The organism is Sphingomonas sp. DC1600-2, from assembly GCF_049897605.1.
Taxonomy (GTDB): Bacteria; Pseudomonadota; Alphaproteobacteria; order Sphingomonadales; family Sphingomonadaceae; genus Sphingomonas.
In genome coordinates this window covers 12,233-34,060 of record NZ_JAFCWO010000013.1, presented here as the reverse complement: position 1 = coordinate 34,060, position 21,828 = coordinate 12,233, and the positions used below count along the sequence as shown (strand labels likewise).

The 21,828-nt window shown below is 64.7% G+C and carries 24 protein-coding genes and 1 pseudogene; 2 read left to right on the top strand and 23 right to left on the bottom strand.

Features of this window, described 5'->3' with window-relative positions; all coding sequences use genetic code 11:
* Positions 1-14: 14 nt before the first annotated feature.
* On the top strand, positions 15-1,742 hold the full coding sequence (locus ACP7BL_RS15830; protein ID WP_041751097.1) for a Na/Pi cotransporter family protein: 1,728 nt from the start codon (positions 15-17) through the stop codon (positions 1,740-1,742).
* 51 nt (positions 1,743-1,793) lie between these two features.
* Positions 1,794-2,681 carry a LysR family transcriptional regulator gene (locus tag ACP7BL_RS15825; protein ID WP_012047204.1) on the top strand — a complete coding sequence of 296 codons (888 nt, stop codon included), beginning with the start codon at positions 1,794-1,796 and terminating at the stop codon, positions 2,679-2,681.
* A gap of 22 nt (positions 2,682-2,703) precedes the next feature.
* On the opposite strand, the gene ACP7BL_RS15820 is transcribed toward ACP7BL_RS15825, so the two are convergent.
* The 23 genes and pseudogenes from ACP7BL_RS15820 to ACP7BL_RS15710 form a co-directional block, all read right to left on the bottom strand.
* Positions 2,704-2,940 carry a DUF2274 domain-containing protein gene (locus tag ACP7BL_RS15820; protein WP_041751096.1) on the bottom strand — a complete coding sequence of 79 codons (237 nt, stop codon included), beginning with the start codon at positions 2,938-2,940 and terminating at the stop codon, positions 2,704-2,706.
* A 7-nt stretch (positions 2,941-2,947) separates the two neighbouring features.
* Positions 2,948-4,063: a TrbI/VirB10 family protein gene (locus ACP7BL_RS15815; protein WP_049795532.1), complete on the bottom strand. Its 1,116-nt coding sequence runs from the start codon at positions 4,061-4,063 to the stop codon at positions 2,948-2,950.
* Between the two features lie 56 nt (positions 4,064-4,119).
* Positions 4,120-5,106, bottom strand: coding sequence for a P-type conjugative transfer protein TrbG (gene trbG, locus ACP7BL_RS15810; RefSeq protein WP_012047201.1), 987 nt, complete (start codon positions 5,104-5,106; stop codon positions 4,120-4,122).
* Positions 5,106-5,786, bottom strand: coding sequence for a conjugal transfer protein TrbF (trbF, locus tag ACP7BL_RS15805; RefSeq protein WP_012047200.1), 681 nt, complete (start codon positions 5,784-5,786; stop codon positions 5,106-5,108). The genes trbG and trbF overlap by 1 nt, the downstream gene beginning before the upstream one ends.
* Before the next feature lie 3 nt (positions 5,787-5,789).
* The gene (gene trbL / locus ACP7BL_RS15800; RefSeq protein WP_012047199.1) at positions 5,790-7,052 is read right to left on the bottom strand and encodes a P-type conjugative transfer protein TrbL; all 1,263 of its coding nucleotides are present in this window, start codon (positions 7,050-7,052) and stop codon (positions 5,790-5,792) included.
* Positions 7,053-7,057: 5 nt separating this feature from the next.
* Positions 7,058-7,372 carry a putative entry exclusion protein TrbK-alt gene (gene trbK-alt / locus ACP7BL_RS15795; RefSeq protein WP_012047198.1) on the bottom strand — a complete coding sequence of 105 codons (315 nt, stop codon included), beginning with the start codon at positions 7,370-7,372 and terminating at the stop codon, positions 7,058-7,060.
* A complete protein-coding gene (trbJ, locus tag ACP7BL_RS15790; RefSeq protein WP_233496949.1) occupies positions 7,372-8,103 on the bottom strand; it encodes a P-type conjugative transfer protein TrbJ in 732 nt (243 codons plus the stop codon). The genes trbK-alt and trbJ overlap by 1 nt, the downstream gene beginning before the upstream one ends.
* An 11-nt stretch (positions 8,104-8,114) precedes the next feature.
* Positions 8,115-10,547, bottom strand: a complete 2,433-nt coding sequence (gene trbE, locus ACP7BL_RS15785; protein WP_041751095.1) for a conjugal transfer protein TrbE — start codon at positions 10,545-10,547, stop codon at positions 8,115-8,117.
* 10 nt (positions 10,548-10,557) lie between these two features.
* Positions 10,558-10,827 carry a VirB3 family type IV secretion system protein gene (locus ACP7BL_RS15780; protein ID WP_012047195.1) on the bottom strand — a complete coding sequence of 90 codons (270 nt, stop codon included), beginning with the start codon at positions 10,825-10,827 and terminating at the stop codon, positions 10,558-10,560.
* A complete protein-coding gene (locus ACP7BL_RS15775; protein WP_012047194.1) occupies positions 10,827-11,150 on the bottom strand; it encodes a TrbC/VirB2 family protein in 324 nt (107 codons plus the stop codon). Before ACP7BL_RS15775 ends, ACP7BL_RS15780 begins: the two co-directional genes overlap by 1 nt.
* A complete protein-coding gene (trbB, locus tag ACP7BL_RS15770) occupies positions 11,150-12,067 on the bottom strand; it encodes a P-type conjugative transfer ATPase TrbB (protein WP_012047193.1) in 918 nt (305 codons plus the stop codon). The genes ACP7BL_RS15775 and trbB overlap by 1 nt, the downstream gene beginning before the upstream one ends.
* Before the next feature lie 187 nt (positions 12,068-12,254).
* Positions 12,255-12,692 (bottom strand): ribbon-helix-helix domain-containing protein, encoded by a 438-nt coding sequence (locus ACP7BL_RS15765; protein ID WP_012047192.1) that lies wholly within the window; start codon positions 12,690-12,692, stop codon positions 12,255-12,257.
* A gap of 2 nt (positions 12,693-12,694) precedes the next feature.
* Positions 12,695-14,677, bottom strand: a complete 1,983-nt coding sequence (locus ACP7BL_RS15760; protein WP_012047191.1) for a conjugal transfer protein TraG — start codon at positions 14,675-14,677, stop codon at positions 12,695-12,697.
* A gap of 106 nt (positions 14,678-14,783) precedes the next feature.
* Complete coding sequence (locus tag ACP7BL_RS15755; RefSeq protein ID WP_012047190.1) at positions 14,784-16,535, bottom strand: relaxase/mobilization nuclease domain-containing protein; 1,752 nt, start codon at positions 16,533-16,535, stop codon at positions 14,784-14,786.
* Between the two features lie 247 nt (positions 16,536-16,782).
* Positions 16,783-17,376, bottom strand: a complete 594-nt coding sequence (locus ACP7BL_RS15750; protein WP_012047189.1) for a lytic transglycosylase domain-containing protein — start codon at positions 17,374-17,376, stop codon at positions 16,783-16,785.
* 227 nt (positions 17,377-17,603) lie between these two features.
* Positions 17,604-18,095 carry a S26 family signal peptidase gene (locus ACP7BL_RS15745; RefSeq protein ID WP_012047188.1) on the bottom strand — a complete coding sequence of 164 codons (492 nt, stop codon included), beginning with the start codon at positions 18,093-18,095 and terminating at the stop codon, positions 17,604-17,606.
* A 17-nt stretch (positions 18,096-18,112) separates the two neighbouring features.
* Positions 18,113-18,619, bottom strand: a complete 507-nt coding sequence (locus ACP7BL_RS15740; RefSeq protein WP_041751093.1) for a DUF2840 domain-containing protein — start codon at positions 18,617-18,619, stop codon at positions 18,113-18,115.
* On the bottom strand, positions 18,616-18,870 hold the full coding sequence (locus ACP7BL_RS15735; RefSeq protein WP_012047186.1) for a ribbon-helix-helix protein: 255 nt from the start codon (positions 18,868-18,870) through the stop codon (positions 18,616-18,618). Before ACP7BL_RS15735 ends, ACP7BL_RS15740 begins: the two co-directional genes overlap by 4 nt.
* The gene (gene parA / locus ACP7BL_RS15730; protein ID WP_012047185.1) at positions 18,867-19,505 is read right to left on the bottom strand and encodes a ParA family partition ATPase; all 639 of its coding nucleotides are present in this window, start codon (positions 19,503-19,505) and stop codon (positions 18,867-18,869) included. The genes ACP7BL_RS15735 and parA overlap by 4 nt, the downstream gene beginning before the upstream one ends.
* A 251-nt stretch (positions 19,506-19,756) precedes the next feature.
* A pseudogene (locus ACP7BL_RS15725) lies at positions 19,757-20,569 on the bottom strand (replication initiator protein A); the annotation flags it as partial.
* Positions 20,566-20,850 (bottom strand): helix-turn-helix transcriptional regulator, encoded by a 285-nt coding sequence (locus tag ACP7BL_RS15720; RefSeq protein WP_041751092.1) that lies wholly within the window; start codon positions 20,848-20,850, stop codon positions 20,566-20,568. The gene ACP7BL_RS15720 and the pseudogene ACP7BL_RS15725, both read right to left, overlap by 4 nt.
* A 120-nt stretch (positions 20,851-20,970) precedes the next feature.
* Positions 20,971-21,528, bottom strand: coding sequence for a DUF2285 domain-containing protein (locus ACP7BL_RS15715; RefSeq protein WP_012047182.1), 558 nt, complete (start codon positions 21,526-21,528; stop codon positions 20,971-20,973).
* A complete protein-coding gene (locus tag ACP7BL_RS15710) occupies positions 21,431-21,742 on the bottom strand; it encodes a transcriptional regulator domain-containing protein (RefSeq protein ID WP_244424244.1) in 312 nt (103 codons plus the stop codon). Before ACP7BL_RS15710 ends, ACP7BL_RS15715 begins: the two co-directional genes overlap by 98 nt.
* Between the last annotated feature and the right edge of the window lie 86 nt (positions 21,743-21,828).

Sequence of the window (21,828 nt, the reverse complement as noted above, 5' to 3'; positions counted from 1 at the left end):
GGGGGGTGGTTCTGATGACCGGGACCATCGTTCTGTTCGAGCTCGCCGGCTACGTCGGATTGCTCCTTTGGGGCACTCATATGGTGACGACCGGCGTCCAGCGAGGCTTCGGCCATGTCCTTCGGATATGGCTGGAGCACAATCTGACGCGGCGGTGGCGGGCGTTTCTTGCCGGCGTCGGCATTACGGCGCTTCTGCAAAGCAGCACCGCGACGGGTCTCATGGCCTCCGCATTTACGGCGAACGGTCTTATCGGGCTCGGGCCCGCCTTGGTGGTGATGCTGGGCGCCAACGTCGGAACCACGCTGGTTACGCAGGTGCTGTCGTTCGACGCCGGTGTCGTCGGCCCTCCTTTGGTCCTGCTCGGGGTCATGGCTTTCCGCTCGTTCGACGATGATCGGCTGCGCAATGCCGGGCGAATCGCGATCGGGCTGGGACTGATGTTGCTGGCCTTGTCGGGGATGGCGCATGAGTTTGCGCCAATCGAGAACGCGCCTTTGCTGAAAAACGTTCTCGCTGCAATCGGCAACGAGCCTCTCCTTGCGGTGTTGGTGGCAACGCTGCTCACCTGGGCTTGTCATTCCAGCGTGGCGGTCGTGCTTCTTATCGTGTCGCTGACTGCGAGTCAGACCGTTTCGCCGATCGGCGCGCTGGCGTTCGTTGTTGGCGCCAACATCGGCGGCACATTGCCCGCGCTCTTTGAGGCGGGTTCACCGGTTGCTCGTCGTCTTCCGCTCGGCAACTCCCTGGTTCGAATCGTGGGCGCGGTCGTGGCGCTTCCGTTGCTGGCAATATGCGTGACGCTTCTCGCCCACATCGATCCTGCGCCGGGGCGGATCGTGGTGAACTTCCACACCGCGTTCAACCTGATCCTGGCGGCGGTGTTTATCGGGCCGTCTCATTGGTTGGCGCGGTTGCTCGTCCGCATACTTCCCGACCCGCCGGCGCCTGATGATCCCGGAAAACCAATCTACTTGGAGGAGGCAGGATTAGGGGCGGCGACCGTCGCGTTGGCGAATGCCGCGCGCGAGACGCTTCGCATGGGCGACATGGTTGAAGCAATGTTGAAGGGCGCTTCGGAGGTGTTCCAACAAGACGATCCTCGGCGCGCCACCGCGATCAGCCGGATGGATCGATCGGTCGACCGTCTTGGAGCCGCGATACGCAGCTATCTGGCAGATCTCGGAAATGAGCAGCCGTTGCATGACGATAGCGAAGGCGCCCGGGTCCAGGAGATATTGTCAGCCGTCATCAATCTCGAGCACGTTGGCGATGTCGTCGCCAACAACCTCATCGAATTCGTGGTCAAACGGATCAAGCGGGGGAGGCCGTTTGCGAAGGACGAACGCGATCTCATCGTTTCGATGAATGCGGAAATCCTGGAAAGCCTCCACATGGGGCTTGCAGTGTTTCTGACCCGTGATCCCGCCGAGGCGAACCGGCTCATCTCGCGAAAGAGCGCTCTGCGGCGACTGGAGGCGCGTGCGACCGCGCTCCATGTGCAGTTGCTGCGGGTCGCGGCTACCACGGCGCGAGCGGATGCTGGCGAGGGAGTCGCTCGTGTCGCCGAAGATGGCGGCCAGTTTCTGCGTATTGTCAGAGACCTCCGGCGCGTTCACTCGCACATCGCAGCGCTGGCATATCCGATCCTGAACGGTGCCGGCACCGCTGATGGGACACCGGCGCGAGAAGGAACTGCAGAAGAAGAAGCCAACGAATCCGAGCTGCAAGGCGCGCAATGATAGCGGTGGTCGCGATCAATTTGCAGGATCGTCACGCCGCGGTCTTATGAAATGGACCTCGCCGACCTCCAGTTTGTGACGGCGGCGGTGGATGCAGGAAACTTTGCGCGTGCAGCGCTCGTGCTCGGGTTGCATGCGTCGACGATCAGTCGGCGTATCGCACGGCTTGAGGATGAGCTTGGCCTCACCCTCTTCGAGCGCAACCGTGCCGGTGTGCGGCTCACGCCGAGCGGACAGACGGTCATGCGGCACATTAGACGTGTCCTCGCTGAAGTCGATGCCGTGAAGGCCGCAGGTCATCACAACGGCCTTGGCACGACGGGCGAGATTCGTCTGGGCCTACGAATGCCGCCGATCGGAAAGCCTCTGGGGGATTTGTTGCGGTGCTGGCACGGACGATACCCTGGTGTTTCGGTGGTGCAATTCGAGATGCATGAACGGGAGATCGCCGCCGCGCTGGCCGATCGACGACTTGACGCCGCGTTTGTCCCGAGCTTCGCGTTGTGGCCGCATGCGGCGATGCTGCCCATCTATAGTGAGCGGCTGATGGCGGCGCTTCCCGCGAAACATTCCCTGGCGAGGCGTAAGGCGCTTGGTTGGAAGGAATTGTCGGGCGAGACGGTTCTTGTCGAAGGCTGGGGCGAAAGTCAGGCGCAGCGCGAATTCTTCGCCTCGCTTCTTGGCAGGAACGTAGACTTTCAGTCGCACGCCGCCAGCAAGCAATATATTCTCGCGTTTGTGGCAGCGGGCTTTGGCGTGACGCTCGCGGCAGAGAGCCAAGCCGAGCTCGGATTTCCTGACGTGGTCTTCAGGCCGATTTCGGAGGCGAATGCATCATTTTGTGTGAATCTCGTGTGGCTTCCTGAATGCGAAGAACCCGTTGTAGGACGGTTTGTCGCGTTTATGCGCGATGAAGCGAAGGATCGCGGGCTGCTTTAGCAGAGGCAGCCTCGGCACGTCATCACGATGTCTTCTGCGACGACGAGGTCCGGCGGGTCTTTCGGAAGGCTCGGTCCGTCGCCATGAAGCGCGCCAGCATCGGTGGAATCAGCTTGGCGGGCTCGATACCGCTCTGGTTGGTCTCGTGGGAGAGCGCTTCGGCATAGGCCTGGAGGTCACGATGAACGGCCGCCGGCAGCTCGATCGTCATCTTCACCGGTTTGTCGTCTTCCAATGCGCTTAGTTTGAGTTTGCTCATCGGGCACCTAGCCTTTGTAGGGTTCGAGGACCAGGTCGTGTGTGACCATGACCCGCACGGGGAAGCCCGGTCGGATTGTGATCGTCGGCTGGATATTGAGGGAGCGGCCTACGATCTGTTCGCCAGCCTGGTTGAAGCTTTGCGACGCGCCCATCCGGATCGCCTGGGCGAGGTTGTTCTCGCTATTGCTCGTTCCAGCCTCGGCGCCGACGGATAAGATGGTCGAGAGGATCGCAGCCTTGAACAACATGCCCCAATGGTTGTCGACCTCGTCTTCGAGCCCGGCATAGCCCTCGGTGTCGGCGCCGGGCTGGCGTTCGAGTACGATCGACTTGCCATTCGGCATGATGAGGCGGTTCCAGACGAGCAAGGCGCGCGACTGGCCAAATGCGATCTGCGCATCATACTGGCCGACGAGGCGCGACCCCTGCGGAATCAATAAGGTCTTGCCCGTCGGACTGTCGTAGACGTCCTCGGTCACCTGCGCGGTGACCTGTCCGGGCAGATCGGACCGCAGGCCTGTGATCAGCGATGCCGGAATCACGGCGCCCGCCTGCAATACATAGGGGCTTGCTGGCGGCTGGACGCGATCGGAGCTCGTTGTTCTGCGGTCGATGTTGCCATTGAGGAATGCGAGTTTGTGATCTTGCGACGTGAGATCAGACGATGTGCTCGCCGGCGTCTGTCCCGGCGAGACAGCCGTTGGAGATGGCGCGATCGGCATGCTCGGCGCGACGACGTTCGTTGTCGCGAAGAGATGACTGGTGCGGGCGGCCTCCATCTCCTGAGCGAGCCGTTGCTCCTCCGGTGTCGGTCCCGGCATTGGCATGCTGGGCGAAGGCGCTCCGGCGTTGAGGATGGGCTTGCCGAGATCACCGGGCAGCGGCGGTCCAAGCTGTGGCACGGGCTTTGGCAGCCCCGTATAATCGCGCGGCAGGTTCGCGAGACCATCTGGCGTGTTGCGGTTGTTGGTGTTGAAGAGTTCGGCGCCGGTTGTCTGATGCTGCGGCTTCAAGGCGAAGAGTAGTGCGCCTCCAATGCCAATGGCCGCGGCGGCGCCGACGCCAAGCAGGACCTTGCGGGACAGCCGGGTTACCGGCGGTCGCTTGGCGCGCAAGCGCATCTCCTCAGCCGGACGTGCGGCCGCGCTCGGCCCCACGTCATCCCTGGCTTCGTCCGTCACCGCGGCCTCCCATCGGTGCGGACGATGCGCACCAGCTCCTGGTGCTTGCCGCCGAGCTTCAGCTCCGCCGCAGCGAACAGGCGGTCGACGATCATGTGATTGCCGCGGACACGGTAGTTGACGAGCTGGCCGTCGCCTTCCGCGCCGATCACCCAGAGCGGTGGCAGCTCACCCTGTGAGATCCCGGTCGGGAATTCGATGAACACCTGCCGGCCGTCATCGAAGGCGCGCAGCGGCCGCCACGGCGGAGTATCGCCCTCGATGCGATAGCGGAAGTTCAGTGCATTGATGTCGACGCCGGTTGCGACGGGGGCAGCGGCCTCGGCGGCCGCATTCTGCTGGCGCAGCGCGATGAGCTGATCCTGCGCATAAGCCCAAGAGACCGACGCCATATACGTCTTGTCGTCGGAATGCAGCTCGAGGTGATAGGTCCGGCGGTCTGTATTGATGACAAGGTTGGTGATGAGATCCGCACGGGTGGGCTTCACCAGGATGTGGACACGTTTGGCTGGCCCGGCGCCGCTCTCGGTGTCGCCGATGATCCACCGCACGGTATCTCCGGCAGCGACAGGCCCTGAGCCCGTCAACTGCTCGCCCGGCTCGAGCGCGATGTCGGTGATTTGGCCCGGCGCGGCATAGACCTGATACAGCGCGCCATCGGAAAAGGGGTAGACCTGGATAGCGTTGAGATAGCCTGCCCGTGTCGGCTGGACGCGGGCCGCGCCATTGGCCTGATCGACGCGAGCATGCGGATCCGCAGGTTCGGGGGCGCGCTTCGTGTTCCCGGGCAGCGGCTTGAGTTGTCCGGGCAGCGGCAACGGCTTCGGCACCTCGACGATCTGAATGGGCTTGGGCGGCTCGGCCTGCAGCACCGCGGGCTTCGGCGTGTTGTCGTAGCTGATCTGCGGCGGTTTCCAGGCTGTGGCGCAGGCGCCGAGGGAGACAGACGCAAGTAAGAGCGACGAGATCGCAAGCGGGCGCATCAGCCGAGCTCCTTTGACCAATTGAGGGCGTGGACGTAGACGCCGAGCGGATTCTTCTTCAGCCGATCGGCGTCGGTCGGCATCTGCAGCGCGATGGTGAGGATGGCGCTCCATCGCTCAGTCGAGGCAAGCGCGCCGTCGATGTAATGACGCTCCGTCCATTCGACGCGAAAGCTGGAGTCGGAGGCGCGGATGACGCTCGCGACGTCGACGGAGACTTGGTTCTTGCCGACCTTGGAAAACGGATCGCTCGTCCGCGCATAGTCATTGAGCGCGAGCGCCCCCTTGTCCGTGACGTAGTTGTAGGCGTCGAGCCAGTTCTGACGCAGCACCACGGGGTCGGCGGGGATGCCGCGCACTTCCTGGATGAAGCGCGCCAAGTGCCACGCGATCTGCGGGTCGGTCGGCTGGTAGTCCGCGGTGGCGGGCGCGACGGCCTGGGCCTGGCCGAGCTTGTCAACCTGCACAACCCAAGGCGTGATGGTGCCGCGGGCCGATTGCCAGACCAGGCCGCCGGCGAGCCCACCGCTGAGAACGAGTGCGCCGAAGAAAGCCAGGCGCCAGTTCTTGGCCTGAACGCGCGCGGAGCCAATCCGCTCGTCCCAGACCTGGCCGGCCTTTTGATATGGCGTCTCCGCGTCCGGCGTCTTGCCATAGCGCACGGTCGATCGTCGGAACATGAGCTATTCCCCCTCGGAAAGATCGACCTGATGCCCGCCGCTTGCCCGATCACCGGAGCGGATTGCGTGGTCGGCGGCGGTGACGCCGCGGTTGATGGTCTGGCCGCGCTTCATGCGCTGGGCCCATGCTGGCGGGCTGTCCGACGCGGCGGACGCGCCGGCGGATGACGACGAGCGCGCGCCGCCGCTCATGACGGCACGCTCGCCAGAGGCGAAGCTTTCTTGAAGGCTGCTGGCGGCGCGGCGCAGTGGGCTCATGGCGACTGAGCCGGCAGCTTGGGCGACACCCGCTGCCCCACCCGCGCGATATGCGGCGCTGGCGCCGCCCGCGACCGCGGCTCCCGCGCGCGCCGTCCCGGCGATCGCGCCGCCGGCCGCGGCGACACCCCCGGCGGTCGCCGCAATGCCGGCCGCTCCGATCCCGGCCGCTCCCAATCCTGTCGCGACAGCCGCGCCGGCGCCGAGCTGCGGTCCGCCCGCGATCAGGCCATTGGCGATGCCTGGACCGAAGATCGTGAGGCCAAGGAGCGAGAGCGCTGCGAGGATCAGCGTCAGCGCGTCGGAAATTGTCGGCGGATTGTTGAAGCCGCTGGTGAATTGATTGAAGATCGTGGAGCCGATGCCGATGATGACGGCGAGCACGAGAATCTTGATCCCGCTGGACACCACGTTGCCCAGCACCCGTTCGGCGAGGAAGGCCGTACGGCCGAAGAGCCCGAACGGCACGAGTACGAAACCGGCCAACGTCGTCAGCTTGAACTCGATCAAACTCACAAAGAGCTGGATCGCCATGACGAAGAAGCTGATGACGACGATCAGCCACGCGACCAGAAGAATGACGATCTGCACCAGATTGGCGAAGACGCTGGTGAAGCCCATCATACCGGAGATGGCGGTGAGGATCGGCTTGCCGGCATCGATCCCGACCTCGGCGATCTTGCCGGGCTGCAGGAGCTGCGCAGCGCTCATCGTGCCGCCACCGGCCTTGATCCCGAGGCCGGCGAAGCTGTTGTAGATGATCTGCGCGAGATTGTTGTAGTTGCCGATGATGAAGGCGAAGAGGCCGATATAGAGCGTCTTGCGGATCAGGCGCGCGAGCACGTCCTCGTCGGGCGCCATCGCCCAGAAGAGCCCCGCCAGCGTGATGTCGATGGCGATGAGGACGCTGGCGAGCCAGCGCACGTCACCTTGAACGAGGCCGAAGCCGGAATCGATATACTGGGTGAAGGTGCCCAGGAAATTGTCGATGACTCCCGTGCCGCCCATGATGCTTACCTGTCGGTGTTCTTGGCTGGAGCCGGAGTCGGGTTCTTCGGTCCGGAGGCCGGCGTATAGGTGAAGAAGCGGCGGCGGTTTTCAGCCCAGGCCGCCTCGCAGGCCGGATCGTCCTTGGCCTGGTCGGCGATGAGCTGACACCGCTTGAGCTCTTCGGCGAGCGAGTCGGGCGTGTGTTCCTCCATCGCACGCGGCTCGAGGCGTGGAGGCGATGTGTGGAAGTGCAGTGCCGCCGCGACGATCGCGATGGCGACAAGCAAAAAGCCGACAGCCCGGCCGACAGCAGGCAGATTGAGAAGCCGGGTTCGCATCAATGGAACATCTGCGCGGAGCCGGCCTGGTAACCAGCGCCGTAGTTGAGGAATGCCTGTGTCTGCGCTTGTGCCTGCGCCTGCGTCTCAAGGGTCCGCGCGGCATCGAGGCTCTGCGCGCGTGCGATCGACGCCATCAGCGCGGTCAGGTCCGCAAGCTGCGTGGTCTGAAGCGCCACGAGCTGATTGCCCGACTGTGCGGCCTGCAGCGCGCCGGTCGCCGACTGGCTGGAGGACACCAAAGCGTTGATCTGCGTCCGCGTGGTGTTGAGATTGCTCACAACGCCGGCTTGCACGCGCATCGTATCCTGGAACCCGGCGAGTGCGTTCTGCCAGCGACTCTTCGCATCCGTGAGAAGCTGCTGCGACGACGTCCCGCTGGAATAGGCCTGCGGATAGGTCTGCGTGAACGACTGGTCGATGCTTGAGACGCTGTAGGCGATGCGCTGCGCCTGCGCGAGGAGCTGCTGGGTCTGGGTGATCTGCTGCTGAAGCTGCGTGAGCGACGAGTACGGCAGGCTTGCGAGATTGCGCGCCTGATTGATCAGCGACGTCGCCTGGTTCTCCAGCATCTGGATTTCATTGTTGACCTGCTGAAGCTCACGCGCGGCGGTTAGGATGTTCTGCGCATAATTGGTCGGATCGAACACGATCCATTGCGCACGCGCCGGTCCGCTGGCGATGGCCGTAATGGTGAAAGCGGCGGCGCCTGCGATGAGCAAGGCGCGCAAGCGGTGACGGATCATGACGTGGTCTCCTGGTTGTGGGTGAGCATGTCCGCTGCCCAGTCGAGATCCTTTCGGCGCAGCCAGGCGGCGGTGAAGCCGCCGCGGCCGTGTTCCGCGAGCAGCTCTTCGATGGCGGTCTGATCGGATTTCGCCGAGGCGGCGGTGAAGGCGAGCGCGACTTCGGACAGCCCGAGTTCGAATAGGCGATTGCCGCGTCGCGACTGGCAGTAATATTCGCGCTTCGGCGTCGCGCGGCTCAGAATCTCAATTTGGCGATCGTTGAGACCGAAGCGCTGGTAGATCGCCGCGATCTGCGGCTCGAGCGCGCGCTCGTTGGGAAGCAGGATGCGGGTCGGGCAGCTCTCGATGATGGCTGGTGCGATCGCACTGCCGTCGATGTCGGCAAGCGACTGCGTGGCAAAGATGACGCTGGCATTTTTTTTCCGAAGCGTCTTCAGCCACTCTCTCAGTTGCCCGGCGAAGCCGGGATCGTCGAGGGCGAGCCAACCTTCGTCGACGATGAGCAAGGTGGGTCGGCCGTCGAAGCGATCTTCGATGCGATGGAAGAGATAGGATAGGACGGCTGGAGCCGCGCCCGCGCCGATCAACCCTTCCGTTTCGAAAGCCTGGACTTCGGCCTCGCCGAGCCGCTCCGTCTCGGCGTCGAGCAGTCGTCCCCAGGGGCCTGCCACGGTGTAGGGCTGGATCGCCTGTTTCAGGGCATTTGATTGCAGGAGCACCGAGAGCCCGGTGATGGTGCGCTCCTGGATAGGCGCGGACGCAAGCGAAGTCAGCGCTGACCATAGGTGTTCCTTCAGTTCCGGAGTGACGGTGACGGACTCGCGACCGAGGAGCGCCGCGACCCATTCGGCGGCCCACGCGCGCTCTCCGGGATCATCGACCCGCGCGAGCGGTTGGAGCGCGACGGGCTCGGCGGCGCTGTCGGAGAGCGCTCCGCCGAGATCGTGCCAATCGCCGCCCATCGCGAGCGCCGCCGCCCGGATGCTGCCGCCGAAGTCGAAGGCGAAGACCTGTGCACCGGCATAGCGCCGGAACTGCAAGGCCATCAACGCGAGCAGCACACTCTTGCCGGCGCCCGTCGGGCCGACGATCAAGGTGTGGCCGACATCCCCGACATGGAGGCTGAGGCGGAACGGGGTCGATCCCTCGGTCTTGGCGAAGAGAAGCGGCGGCGCCTGGAAGTGCTCGTCCCGTTCAGGCCCGGCCCAAACCGCCGAAAACGGCATCATATGCGCGAGGTTGAGCGTGGAGATCGGCGGCTGCCGGACATTGGCGTAGACATGCCCTGGGAGAGACCCAAGCCAGGCTTCGATCGCGTTGACGCCTTCGCGCATGCAGGTGAAGTCGCGGCCCTGAATGGCCTTCTCGACCAGGCGAAGGCGCTCGTCCGCGATCCGCGGATCATCGTCCCAGACGGTAACAGTGGCGGTGACGTAGGCCTCGCCGACGAGGTCGGTGCCAAGTTCTTGCAGAGCGGCGTCGGCATCGAGCGCCTTGTTGGCGGCGTCGGAGTCCATCAGCACCGACGCCTCGTTGGTCATCACCTCCTTGAGGATCGCCATGATGCTCTTGCGCTTGGCGAACCACTGACGGCGGATCTTGCCGAGGAGCTTGGCCGCGTCGGTCTTGTCGAGGCAGATGGCGCGTGTCGCCCAGCGATAGGAAAACGCCAGGCGATTGAGGTCGTCGAGCAGGCCCGGCCAAGTCTGTGATGGAAAGCCCATGATGGTGAGCGTGCGCAGATGTGCGCGGCCGAGCCGTGGTTCGAGGCCACCCGTCAGGTCCTCGTCCACCAGGATGGCGTCGAGGTACATCGGCGTTTCCGGCACGCGCACGCGCTGGCGCCGCGTCGAGATGCAGGAATGCAGGTAGGTCAGGGTCTCGGCGTCATCGAGCCAATCCGATTCCGGCATGAAGCCTTCGAGCAGCGCGAGCACGCGATCGGTGCGGTCGACGAAACCTTCGAGCGTGGCACGCCAGTCGGCGGCGCCCTGGGCGCGGTTCTCATAGAGCCAAGCTTCCGCGCGGGCCGCGTCATCGGCGGGCGGCAGCCAGAGCAGTGTCAGGAAGTAGCCGCTCTCGAAATGCGCGCCTTCTTCTTCGAATTGGGCTCGACGTTCGGCATCGACCAGCGCCGAAACGGGATCCGGAAATTGAGTTGACGGATACCTGTGCGCCGGCACGCGCTGGGCCTCAATGAACACGGCCCAGCCGGAGCCAAGGCGACGCAACGCATTATTGAGACGCGACGTGATGGCCACCAACTCGGCGGGCGTGGAAGAATCCAAGTCTGGACCGCGAAAGCGTGCGGTGCGCTGGAAGGAGCCATCCTTGTTGAGAACAACGCCCTTGGCGACGAGCGCCGCCCACGGCAGGAAGTCGGCGAGGCTCTGGTTATGGCGACGATACTCGGCAAGGTTCATCATCGGGCGAACCTCACGAGACCATGTGCTGCGGATAACGCAGATGCCGACGCACGACGTCGACGAAGGCGGCGTCACGCTTCGCCGCCCAAACGGCGGCGATGTGACCGACAAGCCAGATGAGGCCGCCCACGATCCAGAGCCGAAGACCGAGCCCGATCGCGGCAGCAAGCGTGCCGTTCACGATCGCCACGGCGCGCGGCGCGCCGCCCAAGAGGATCGGCTCGGTCAACGCTCGGTGAACGGGCGCATAGAAGCCGGCGATGGCGCCATCTTGCTCCATCACACCGTCACCCCGCCGCCGAACTGGAAGAAGGTCAGGAAGAAGCTCGACGCTGCGAAGGCGATGCTGAGGCCGAAGACGATCTGAATGAGGCGACGGAAGCCGCCGCTGGTCTCGCCGAAGGCGAGCGTCAGACCGGTGACGATAATGATGATCACCGACACGACCTTGGCCACGGGCCCTTGGATGCTCTCCAGGATCTGGTTGAGCGGCTGCTCCCACGGCATGTTCGATCCGGCCGCATAGGCCGGCGCGGTTGCGAGGGCGACGAAGACGAAGGCGGTTGCCGTGGCGAACGCACGGCGGGCATCCTTGATTAACATCACGGTTCTCCTGCGGGGGTGAGGACGTAGTCGCCGGCGGGCGAGAGGCCCTTCACCGCTGCGAGCTCGGCGAGCCGGCGCGCGGAGCCGCGGCCGGTGAGGACCGCGATGAGGTCGATCGTCTCGGCGATGAGCGCGCGCGGAACGGTGACCACGGCTTCCTGGATGAGCTGTTCGAGCCGGCGCAGTGCGCCGATGGCGGAGCCTGCGTGCAGCGTGCCCACGCCCCCGGGGTGTCCCGTGCCCCAGGCTTTCAGAAGATCGAGCGCCTCTGCCCCGCGAACCTCGCCGATTGGGATGCGGTCGGGCCGCAGGCGCAGCGACGAGCGGACCAGATCAGACAGCGACGCAGCCCCGTCCTTGGTGCGCAGCGCCACGAGGTTCGGCGCGGCGCATTGCAACTCGCGCGTATCCTCGATGAGCACGATGCGGTCGCCGGTCTTGGCGACTTCTGCGAGGATCGCGTTGACCAGCGTCGTCTTGCCGGTGCTCGTCCCGCCGGCGACCAGCACGTTCTTTCGGTCGCGCACGGCCGCGCGGAGCAGCTCGGCCTGGTCGGCCGACATGATGCCGGCCTCGACGTAGTCGCCGAGCGTGTAAACGGCGACGGCCGGCCGCCGGATGGCAAAGCACGGCGCAGCCACCACGGGCGGCACCAGGCCCTCGAACCGCTCCCCGCTTTCCGGCAATTCCGCCGAGACGCGCGGGCTGCCGGCATGCACTTCGACCCCGACATGGTGCGCGACCAGGCGCACGATGCGCTCGGCGTCCGCGGGCGTGACGCGACAGCCGGTGTCTTCAAGACCGCCTGACAGCCGATCGATCCAGAGGCGACCGTCAGGGTTGAGCATCACCTCGACGATGCTGGGATCTTCGAGATAGCCGGAGATCGCCGGACCAAGCGCCGTGCGCAGCATGCGCGCGCCTCGGGCGAATACTTCAGATCGGAGGGAGATCGTCGTCACAAGAGCCCCGCAAATTAGCCTCCTGTGGAGGCGCAGATGTCAGCGGGGTTGAGTAGAAAGAGCCGGAACTGGGACTGCGCAACAACAACAAGGAGGCGGGAGGGCTCTGGGATAGAATGACAAGCGAGAAGGACGATCGCTATTCTGACTGCGTGTCTGCTGAACCCTCCTTTTGCGGCGGCACGTCGCGAATCACCTCGTCAGCTAGTTTGTGACCGCGCGCGAGACGACGGCCGAGCGCTTCGATGTAACCTTCGTAGCGCTCTCGTCCTTTTGTTTGCGCGGCGGCAAGCGCCGTGTCAGGCAGCGGCGGCGTGCTGGTCAGCCAAAACCGGACGAACACCGCGAGCGCTTCATTTGAGATCGTGACGTGGCGCTCGATGCGCTCCATGTCGCGGACCATACGGTCCAGGCGTCGCGCGAGCGCCGCTTCTAGTCGGTCCGCGGCATCGGGCGAAAGATAAGAGGCGAGCGCTGCCTCGACGATCAACGCCTGCGGCACGCGCTTGCGGGCGGCGTAATCGGCGAGCTTCGTAGCCAGGTCGGGTGGAAGCCGAAAGGTGTGCTTCGTGCGCACGGCTACATCTGCATGTCATCGTCCGCGTCGAGCGAGATTTGTCGCGCGCTGCCGAAATTGCGCTGCATGATCCGCTGGCGCTGGGCGTCGTCGTCTGGCTCGTCCTCGACGGGCTCGAATTCCTGCACCGGCTTTCGTGGCTCGGGAACAATCTCCTCATGGTCCGGAAGTTCGGGTTCGCGCCGGATTCCCGCATTGTCCGGATCGTCCGTCTCTGCGGCGGTTGGCGCTGACGCGATCGCGCCGCTCCAGGTATTCACCTGGGACATGTTGGGGGCTGGCGGTCGAAGAACAGCGTTTCCGCCCGATGATCTGGGCGGCGGAAGAATCCGCCCGGCGAGCTCGGGGTCTTCGTAATACCGAGCTTTCTTCGCCCGGACGGGCGCACTTCCCGATATCATGACGATCTCGTCGTCGGGCGGGAGCTGCATGATCTCGCCGGGAGTCAACAGCGGCCGCGCGGTTTCTTGCCGGGAGATCATCAGATGTCCAAGCCACGGACTGAGTCGGCTGCCGGCATAGTTTTTCATCGCTCGGATTTCGGTGGCCGTGCCAAGTGCATCCGACACGCGTTTCGCCGTGCGTTCGTCGTTGCTGGCGAACGAGACGCGCACGTGGCAATTGTCCAGGATGGAATTGTTCTGACCGTACGCCTTCTCGATCTGGTTCAGCGACTGCGCGATCAGGAAGGATTTCAATCCATAGCCCGCCATGAACGCCAATGCCGACTCGAAGAAGTCGAGCCTGCCGAGCGCGGGAAACTCATCGAGCATCAGCAGCAGGCGATGTCGCCGCCGCTTGTTCTCTAGCTCTTCGGTTAGCCGTCTTCCGATCTGGTTGAGGATGAGGCGCACGAGCGGTTTCGTGCGGCTGATGTCCGAGGGTGGCACGACGAGATAGAGCGTCACCGGATGCTCAGCCTCGACCAGGTGGCGGATGCGCCAGTCGCAGCGTTGTGTGACCGCCGCGACCACCGGATCTCGATAGAGGCCCAGGAAGGACATCGCGGTCGACAGTACGCCGCTGCGCTCGTTCTCGCTCTTGTTCAACAGCTCTCGCGCGGCGCTGGCGACGACGGGATGGACTCCCTTCTCGCCGAGATGCGGCGTGGTCATCATCGCCCGAAGCGTCTTCTCGATTGGTCGCTTCGGATCGGAGAGGAAATTGGCGACGCCGGCGAGCGTCTTGTCGGGTTCGGCGTAAAGGACATGCAGGATCGTGCCGACCAGAAGCGAATGGCTGGTCTTCTCCCAATGGTTCCTGCGTTCCAGTGCCCCTTCGGGATCAACCAGCACGTCGGCGATGTTCTGGACATCTCTGACTTCAAACTCACCGCGCCGGACCTCGAGCAAAGGATTGTAAGCGCTGCTTTGCGGATTGGTCGGATCGAACAGGACCACGCGGCCGAACCGCGCACGCCAGCCGGCGGTGAGCGTCCAGTTCTCCCCCTTGATGTCATGGACGATGCAGCTTCCCGGCCAGGTCAGCAGCGTCGGAACAACAAGACCGACGCCCTTGCCGCTTCGGGTCGGTGCGAAACACAGCACATGCTCGGGCCCATGGTGACGGAGGTAGGCTCCGTGCCAGCGGCCGAGCAATACGCCATCTGGGTGAAGAAGGCCGGCTGCGCGGATCTCGCGTTCCTCGGCCCAGCGAGCCGAACCGTAGGTCGTGGCGCGCTTTACCTCGCGCGCACGCCAGACCGACATGGCGACCGCGACGACGAAGGCAGCGACCCCGCCTGCGCCAGCGATGAAGCCGCCGGTGACGAAAATGTCGTGTGCGTAAGCGTCGAAAGAGAACCACCACCAGAAGAAGGCCACCGGGAAATAGACCGGCCATCCGAAGAGCGAGAACCAGGGGCTGCCGAGCTGCGGCTGGAAGGCAAGCTGCCACGCCGTCCATTGCGTCGCGGCCCAGACGAAGCCGAGCGTGGTCGAGCACACAACGAAGACTTGCAGCCAGAGTATTTTGGTCGGGTTCATGGCGCCACACCAGCGCTTCCGCGATCGCTTGCTGCAAGCACGAACCGTATGGGATCAAAGGGCCGGACACGCTGGGTCAGAAATCGGATGCACCGCAGGCGCGCCTTCACAGGCCCAGTCCCCGTTTCCGCCCCGGGTCCCAGTCGACTCGTCCGCCCGGCGCCATGACGCCACGGACTTCGCGGCCGAGGTTCTTTTCCAAAGCCGGACGCCACGGCACGAGTTGGAATCCCAACCCATCATCGATCATGGCGAAGCGCCCCGACGCGAGTGTCACCCGTTCGCGATAAACGCCAGCGACACGCTCGCCTTCAGCGGCCGGGTGGTACGCCAGACCCGTGTCGGCTGATAATCTGGCCGTGGCCTCCTCAAGCTCGCGTCGCTGGAGTGTCGAAAGGAGATCGCGGGCGACGATCACGCGCTGGCCCTGTCGTCTGGCCAGGCCTTCCTCGACCAGGTGATCAGCGCGGGCATCCATTGCGTCGCGGACTTCGGCGCCGAAGCCGCTGGCGCTGAGCGGTGGGTCTTTCGCAAGAAGCTGACGATCGAGCCAGGTCGCTCCCGATGCCCCGACCTGATCAGAAATGGACAGATCCGACCTGGTCGCGAGCGATAGTCGTCGTCGTCCATCGGGATCGTCATAAGCGCGCACCTCGACGATCGCGTCGGGCGTGGCATCGCCGGTGAATTCGAGGTCTGCAAACCGCAAATGGTGGGTATGGCCGTCGACGCCGGCGACGATGACGTAGGCCGTGCCCTTGAGCTCGTCATCGAGACCACGCTGGACGAGTCGGCCGAGCACCGGATGGGAAGGCTCGTCGCCATGCAGCGCGAAGCGGCTGACGTCCGGTTCTGATCCGCTTCGGCTCATGGCTTGGTGCATCGTCTTGATGATGTCGCCGCGGATACCGAGCTGGCGCAGTGTTCCGTCGAGGCCGGGCTTGAGGGTCCAGCAGGCCGGGCCAACCGGATCGGCCAAGCCGAGACGTTCGAGCTTGGCCGCCCGTCCGAGCAACAGGCGACGCAGCTCCGGATCCTCGGCGTTCGGACCAGGCCGAAGATCTGCGACGCCGCCGCATTCGTCCGAAATGTCGCGCAGCGCCCGATCGAGACTTGTCCAGCGCTCGGCCTCCACCTCGCGTTGAAGCGCGCTGTGGATTTGCTGTTCAGTGCGGGGACCAAGTTCGAGCGTGATCCGCTCGGCGGCCCGGTCGCGGATTCCTCGGCTGATATAGTCGCGGCTGATCACCAGATCCTGGCCGTCATCGGCGCGGCCGCGGATCAGGAGGTGGACATGGGGATTGTCGGTGTTCCAGTGATCGACGGCGACCCAGTCGAGCTGGGTGCCGAGGTCCCTTTCCATGTCGGTGACCAGCTCGCGCGTGAACGTCTTGAGGTCGCCGATCTCGGCCGCATCCTCTGGAGAGACGATGAAGCGGAAATGGTGGCGATCGTCCTTGCAGCGCTCGGCGAACGCACGCTCGTCGGCTTCGTCTCCGGCCGCATCGAACATCCGCGCCGGCTGACCGTCTTTGGTGACGCCTTCGCGTTTGAGATAGGCGATGTGCTTCGGCAAAGGCGCCGAGCGGAATCGCGGACCCTGGTGACGGACGACGCGCGCCTTGGTGACGACGCGCCGGGCATTCGAGCGCAGCCGGATCGAGACTGCGGCGCGCCGGCCACGGCCGAAGCGGGAGCGGCTCCGCCCCTGGCCGGAGCGGAAGCTGTTCCCGACATGCCCGGCCTTCTTTGCGGCCCGCATCACCTCGCCGACGAAGGTCTGCGGACGTTTGCCGCCGCGGTTGCCATGCTGGATGCGGCCGGGCCGGATGCGCAGGTCGTCGTCGCGCGTCGTCATCGGGCCGAATCCGGGTGTTCAGGCGTGCGACGGCGGTTCAGACATTGATTTGCTTGGACAAATCGAGGTGAGCGCCAGCAGGGGTAGTCGGTGATATCGGTAAATTGTCCAATACAACCAACCACATAAGCCGCGCCGAAGGCCGGCCTTTTCCCTTGCCGTCCGTGGTTGTGGTTCCTCTGCCGACCTTCCGACCCTCGCAACTGTCGGGGTACGCAGTTCAATGCACCTGCCGAACTGACACCGCTCATGGGGTTCGTCGATCAGACGACAGCACGACGAAGAGCCCGTCGGCTTGCGGTGCGAGTCCGGTCCAATCCTGCGGCGAACGGACGCTCGGCGCGTTGGACGACTGCGGCCCGCCGGTCTTCGTTGTGTCGTCCGATGCGGTGGACGGCTGTTTTGGAAACAACGATGCCTCGGTCCATGATCGGACGACGGACGCGAGCAATGTCGTGTCGTCGATCACGCTGCCACCGACAATGGGCGCGAGCCTGGTCAGGTAAGCGCGCGTTTCCGCCGGCAACGGGCGGCCGGTGGCGAGATGATCTTCCCAGCGCGCTGGACCGGCGTTGTAGGCCGCAAGGAAGCCGGGAACCCCATAGCGGTCGTGCAGTTCGCGCAGATAGCCGGCACCGGCGATGATGTTGTCATGGACGTCGTAGGGATCAGCGCCGAGATGGTAGCGTTGTCGCAGTGTCGCCCAGGTTTGCGGCATGATCTGCATCAAGCCCATCGCCCCTTTCGGCGATATCGCGTGTACGTCGCCGAAGCTCTCGGCGCGCATCACGGCCCGCATCCACGTTGTCGGAATGCCGAAGCGCTGCGAGGCCTCGGCCACGAACGCTGCAAAGCGTGTGGCATCTGGAACGCGCGCGATATGATGGATGGGCGTCGATTGGGCGCACACCGGCCCGCCAGCCGCGATCACCCCGGCGGACAGACAAGCGCTGATCAGCGCGATGCGAAGATGCGATGGCTGTCCGGATCGGCAGGCCGGAAAGGAGAAGGGGGATCGACCGTGCGCCGACGAAGCTCGGCCGCAGGACGGCTGGAGGTGAAGCACGGTCAGTCCTCCTCCCGCGTCCATATCGGGTCGGCGCGGCCGGCGATCGTCGTGCGGGAAAGCAGCCCGAAATAACGGCCGTCGAGCGAGTCTGCGGATTGCCAGTTCATGAGGAAGACCTGGCCGTCGGGAATGCGCTGGCAGCCTTGCCAGACGGGCAGCGGTCGATCGTGCGTGTCGCGATCGAGCGCATCGCCCATCGCTATGCCGTCGACGGTGATGGTGCGCTGGCGGCGGCATACCGTCTGGCCTGGAAGCGCGAGCACACGCTTCAGCATGGGCACGCCCTTGGGCAAATAACGGCGGTCGGAGAGGAATTGGGCCAGGGCGTCCGGTGGACGCACGACGACAAGTTGGGTGACGTGGAGCGCGCCGACAGAGTGGATGGCGTAGAGGCCGATCGGCACGCTGTCGCTGGCGTTCCAAATGAATTTGGGCGAGACAGGGAAGATCGCGCTGCAGGCGGAGACGAGCAGCACCAGATACGTCGTCATGACGTAGCCGAACCGCGTCACTTGAGCACCCGGTCGCGCAAGAGCCACGCGCGATGCTGGTCGCGGCTGTAGGGGCGGGGCTCGTAACCTGCCCCGAGGCGATTGTGGACGTGCCTCCAGTAGTCCGGCGCGACGGCTGCAGGATCAATGCCGAGCGTTTCGACCGTGTCGATTGTGGCGAGGACGCGCTCGACTTTGGGCCAGCCGCTGATCCGGAGCAGGATCTCGCCGCCGGGACGGACAAAAGGCAGCGTCTGATAGGCCTCGCCTGGCGCGATCGCGCGCAAGATGTCGATGCGTGAAACGATCGTGCCGTAATCGTTGGAAGCCCAGCGAACGAAGCCGAAGATCGTGTTCGGCGCAAAGGTGAGGACACGTCGGCGACGATCGATGATCGTTTCGCCCGTGTCGTGACCGAATCTTATCCAGTGCTCGATGCGTTTCTCGAGCCACGTCAGTTCGACTGCCGTCAGCGTGTCAGGCGAACCGGCTCGCGCGTGTGCGAAGGCGGGATTGGTCATCATGTTTGTTCTCCATCGGTGTTGGGGAATTCGCGCGTGAGGAGCGCCCGCAGCATGTCGGCGACCGTCTGGCCGCGTTGGAAGGCCGCGATTTTGATGCGGCCGCGGAGCGCGGGCGTGATGTCCACGGTGAGGCGCGCCGTATAGGGATCGCTCTCCGGCGTCGCACCGGCGCTGCGATCGGGCGCCTTGATCCAGGCGTCCGCATCGCGTGGTCGGGATGCGAAGCCGCCGTTCGAACGCCGCGCCGTCATGGTGCGAGCCTTTCGGTCTCGACAGCGAGGGAGGCGATCTCGCGGGCAGCGGCGCTCGTCGCGCTTTGCTCGAAGGCGAGCTGACCGGTGCGCGCGGCGTCCGCGAAAACCACACGCTGGCTGATGCGCGTGGCGAGCGCCGGCGGATCGTGGTCAGCGAGACTCTGCGCCGTGTCGCGGGCGATGACGGTGCGCGCGGCACAGCGGTTGAGCACGAAGCGTGCGACAAGGGCAGGACGGAAGATGCGCGCTTCGGCGATCAGGGCCAGCATCTCGGCGGACGCCCAGCCATCGAGCGGCGATGGCTGGGCCGGTACAAGAACGGCGTCGGCCGCGAGCAACGCCGAGCGCAACAAGGCGGCGATGCGAGGCGGGCCGTCTATGACAATATGGTCCGCATCGCGGGCAAGCTCGGGAGCTTCACGGTGGAGCGTATCGCGGGCGAGACCGACCACGCCGAACAAACGTGCGTGGTGGCGCCGGGCGCGCTGCTCGGACCAGTCGAGAGCCGATCCTTGGGGATCGGCGTCGATGAGGGTCACGCGCTTTCCGTGACGGGCCCAGTGTCCTGCGAGGTGCAAGGCGAGTGTCGTCTTGCCGACGCCGCCCTTTTGATTGAGCAGCGCGACGATCACGGCGCGTCACCATCGGTTTTCCACCCTGCGGGCCGATGGGAAACAACAGAATCGTTAGATTCTTGTTTGTTAGATTCTAAGTTAGGGGCGTCGTAAGCAGCGGATTTTCCGTTTGAAAATGCGCCTTCCGGTTCCTGATGGCACGGGCGCGCGGTTCCCGATGGCACGGGAACGGTGGTTCCTGATGGCACGACCGCTTCCACAGGCTGTCCACATGCTGCTGTGGACAAACGAGCCGGAAGGAAAACGAGCAGTTCATGTCCGCCGCGGTCGCGCTCGACATCGAGCCGATAGCCCGGAAGCGGCTGGCGGCGCGCGATGTCGCGCAATTCGAAGGCAAAGCGTTTGAACGGCGAAAGGCTTGCGGACTTGTCGTAGAGATGACGAAAGGCGAACCGCCAACCTGCACGCTGGCGACCGGCATGCTTGCGCACGATGCGATAAAGCCAGCGCTCCAGGCCGCCGGTCAGCCTGAAGTAGTCGCGGTCAATCGTGAGCACCAACGCTTCGTCGAGAACAGCTTTGTAGAACCAGTCCGGTACGATGAGATCGATGCCGTCGGCGCGCCCATGCGCATCCGCGCGCTCCGTCCATTCGTTGATCCACGAGAAGCGGTGCGCGCGGCGTTCGTTGGTCTGGCGCAGCGTCGTGGCGACGGTCGTCGATTGAAGGCGGTCGAGGGCCGCTTTCAGCCTGTGATAGTCGCGTGCGCTGTCACCGCGACCGATGAACGACAGAATCTCATAGGGTGTTGCCGCCATCAGGCGTGAGGTGCGCAGGCCGCTGTCGCGTGCCTGGACGATCTGGGAGGCGGCCCAGATCAGGATATCGGCGTCCCAGATGGTCGCCATGCCGTGCTCCGGCACGGCCTCGACGCGGATGGCAATCTCGCCGCTCCGGTAGTCGATCGGCGTGATGCGATGGGTCTTGGCGAGCGAGAAGAAAGGATAGGCCATGAGGTCCTGGGCGTCGCGCGGCGCGAGATCGCCTGGCAGCGCCCGAAACAGTTCGAGCTGCTCGCGTTCGGAGCGTGAGCGGTGGCGCGACGACATGGCGGTGATCAGCGGCGCGGATGACGCGCCTGCTCGAGCTCGGCAGGCGAATGGCGGCGCGCGGGCAGGACGACGGCTTTGCCAGGGTCGGACGTCGACGCCTTGGCGGCTGCGTCGACCCACTCCTGCAGGTCTTCGACGCGATAGACGACACGTCCGCCAAGTTTCGAATAGCGCGGGCCAGTGCCGTAGATGCGGTGCTTTTCAAGCGTGCGGATGGAAAGACCAACGAAGCGTGCCGCTTCGGGCGTACGCAGGTAGCGTTGCGGCACGCCTGCGAGAGTGGTGGACATGGGATACCTCGGTGATCGTTGGGGCGGCCGTCGGAGGACGGCGGCTACTGGCGATCACGGTGGCGGAGGGGTCTCGGCCAAAATAGTGCGATGTCGGCAGGCAGTGAGATCGCACCGGTCTCAGATGCGGCGCCGGTAAGGATAGAGAACAAGCTGCCGGTAGCCGCCCTTCATCATCTCGAAACCGAGCCGCACGAGACGGCCGGTCTGATCCCGCAGTTCGTGCGAAATCCAGTCACGTTTGGTGATAGGGGCGGTTTCGAAGAGACCAGCCGCGATGTCCGGATATGTCGTTCCGAGCAGGCGTGCATCGAGCGCGCGCAGCGCAAGGATGAAGCGCTTGCGGCGCTCTTGAGTAAGGGCGCCGGCATCCGGTGGCGTTCGACGCCCGCCGAGGCCATGCCAAAGGCGTAACGCGGTAGCGACGCGGATTTCGAAAAGCCGGTCGAGCGGTAGGAGCACAGCGTATGGACCATCCGTGTTGAGGAATTCAACACGGACCGGCGTGCCGCCGAGCGTTAGAGCCCGTGCGGCGGCCGCTCTTGCAATTGCGCTAAGAAGTCTCGGCGGCAAGCCGAGTTCAGGATTGACGAGTTCGTCGGGCGCATCTGTGATGGTGACGACGCGAGGGAGCGCTTTGGCTGTCCATTGAGCGGCCGTTGCGGGGAGGTCGGGCAATTCGGGGGCGAAATCGCACCCCCCAGCGTTCGGCGAACGCAGCCGTCTCGGCGTCCAAGGGATTGATAGCGCGGCCCCGGCTCCGGTGTGCAAGCCGCCTATGGTCTTCCTGAAATTCGGAGTTCCGGCGCAAGAATTCAAATGCGAAAGCCGGCGCGTCGAGCAACCGCAGTTCCTGGTACGCGTCCGCCGATCGCCAATCGGCAGCACTCATTGTGATGTCTCCTCCAGCGTCCGCTCATGCGCGGATGTGGATAGGAGAATGCACGTTCAGGTGGTGTTCTGAAACCCACAGCAACA

What these genes read in the sequence shown, in the direction of transcription:
- ACP7BL_RS15815 (WP_049795532.1), bottom strand. Translation starts at nt 4,063, where the DNA reads ATGCGCTTGCGCGCCAAGCGACCGCCGGTAACCCGGCTGTCCCGCAAG.
- ACP7BL_RS15780 (WP_012047195.1), bottom strand. Translation starts at nt 10,827, where the DNA reads ATGGAGCAAGATGGCGCCATCGCCGGCTTCTATGCGCCCGTTCACCGA.
- ACP7BL_RS15820 (WP_041751096.1), bottom strand. Translation starts at nt 2,940, where the DNA reads ATGAGCAAACTCAAACTAAGCGCATTGGAAGACGACAAACCGGTGAAG.
- ACP7BL_RS15830 (WP_041751097.1), top strand. Translation starts at nt 15, where the DNA reads ATGACCGGGACCATCGTTCTGTTCGAGCTCGCCGGCTACGTCGGATTG.
- ACP7BL_RS15755 (WP_012047190.1), bottom strand. Translation starts at nt 16,535, where the DNA reads ATGACGACGCGCGACGACGACCTGCGCATCCGGCCCGGCCGCATCCAG.
- ACP7BL_RS15735 (WP_012047186.1), bottom strand. Translation starts at nt 18,870, where the DNA reads ATGACGGCGCGGCGTTCGAACGGCGGCTTCGCATCCCGACCACGCGAT.
- ACP7BL_RS15775 (WP_012047194.1), bottom strand. Translation starts at nt 11,150, where the DNA reads ATGTTAATCAAGGATGCCCGCCGTGCGTTCGCCACGGCAACCGCCTTC.
- trbK-alt (WP_012047198.1), bottom strand. Translation starts at nt 7,372, where the DNA reads ATGCGAACCCGGCTTCTCAATCTGCCTGCTGTCGGCCGGGCTGTCGGC.
- ACP7BL_RS15745 (WP_012047188.1), bottom strand. Translation starts at nt 18,095, where the DNA reads ATGACGACGTATCTGGTGCTGCTCGTCTCCGCCTGCAGCGCGATCTTC.
- ACP7BL_RS15760 (WP_012047191.1), bottom strand. Translation starts at nt 14,677, where the DNA reads ATGAACCCGACCAAAATACTCTGGCTGCAAGTCTTCGTTGTGTGCTCG.
- trbL (WP_012047199.1), bottom strand. Translation starts at nt 7,052, where the DNA reads ATGGGCGGCACGGGAGTCATCGACAATTTCCTGGGCACCTTCACCCAG.
- ACP7BL_RS15825 (WP_012047204.1), top strand. Translation starts at nt 1,794, where the DNA reads ATGGACCTCGCCGACCTCCAGTTTGTGACGGCGGCGGTGGATGCAGGA.
- trbB (WP_012047193.1), bottom strand. Translation starts at nt 12,067, where the DNA reads ATGCTGCGCACGGCGCTTGGTCCGGCGATCTCCGGCTATCTCGAAGAT.
- ACP7BL_RS15740 (WP_041751093.1), bottom strand. Translation starts at nt 18,619, where the DNA reads ATGATGACCAATCCCGCCTTCGCACACGCGCGAGCCGGTTCGCCTGAC.
- trbF (WP_012047200.1), bottom strand. Translation starts at nt 5,786, where the DNA reads ATGTTCCGACGATCGACCGTGCGCTATGGCAAGACGCCGGACGCGGAG.
- ACP7BL_RS15720 (WP_041751092.1), bottom strand. Translation starts at nt 20,850, where the DNA reads ATGTCCACCACTCTCGCAGGCGTGCCGCAACGCTACCTGCGTACGCCC.
- ACP7BL_RS15710 (WP_244424244.1), bottom strand. Translation starts at nt 21,742, where the DNA reads ATGAGTGCTGCCGATTGGCGATCGGCGGACGCGTACCAGGAACTGCGG.
- trbG (WP_012047201.1), bottom strand. Translation starts at nt 5,106, where the DNA reads ATGCGCCCGCTTGCGATCTCGTCGCTCTTACTTGCGTCTGTCTCCCTC.
- trbE (WP_041751095.1), bottom strand. Translation starts at nt 10,547, where the DNA reads ATGATGAACCTTGCCGAGTATCGTCGCCATAACCAGAGCCTCGCCGAC.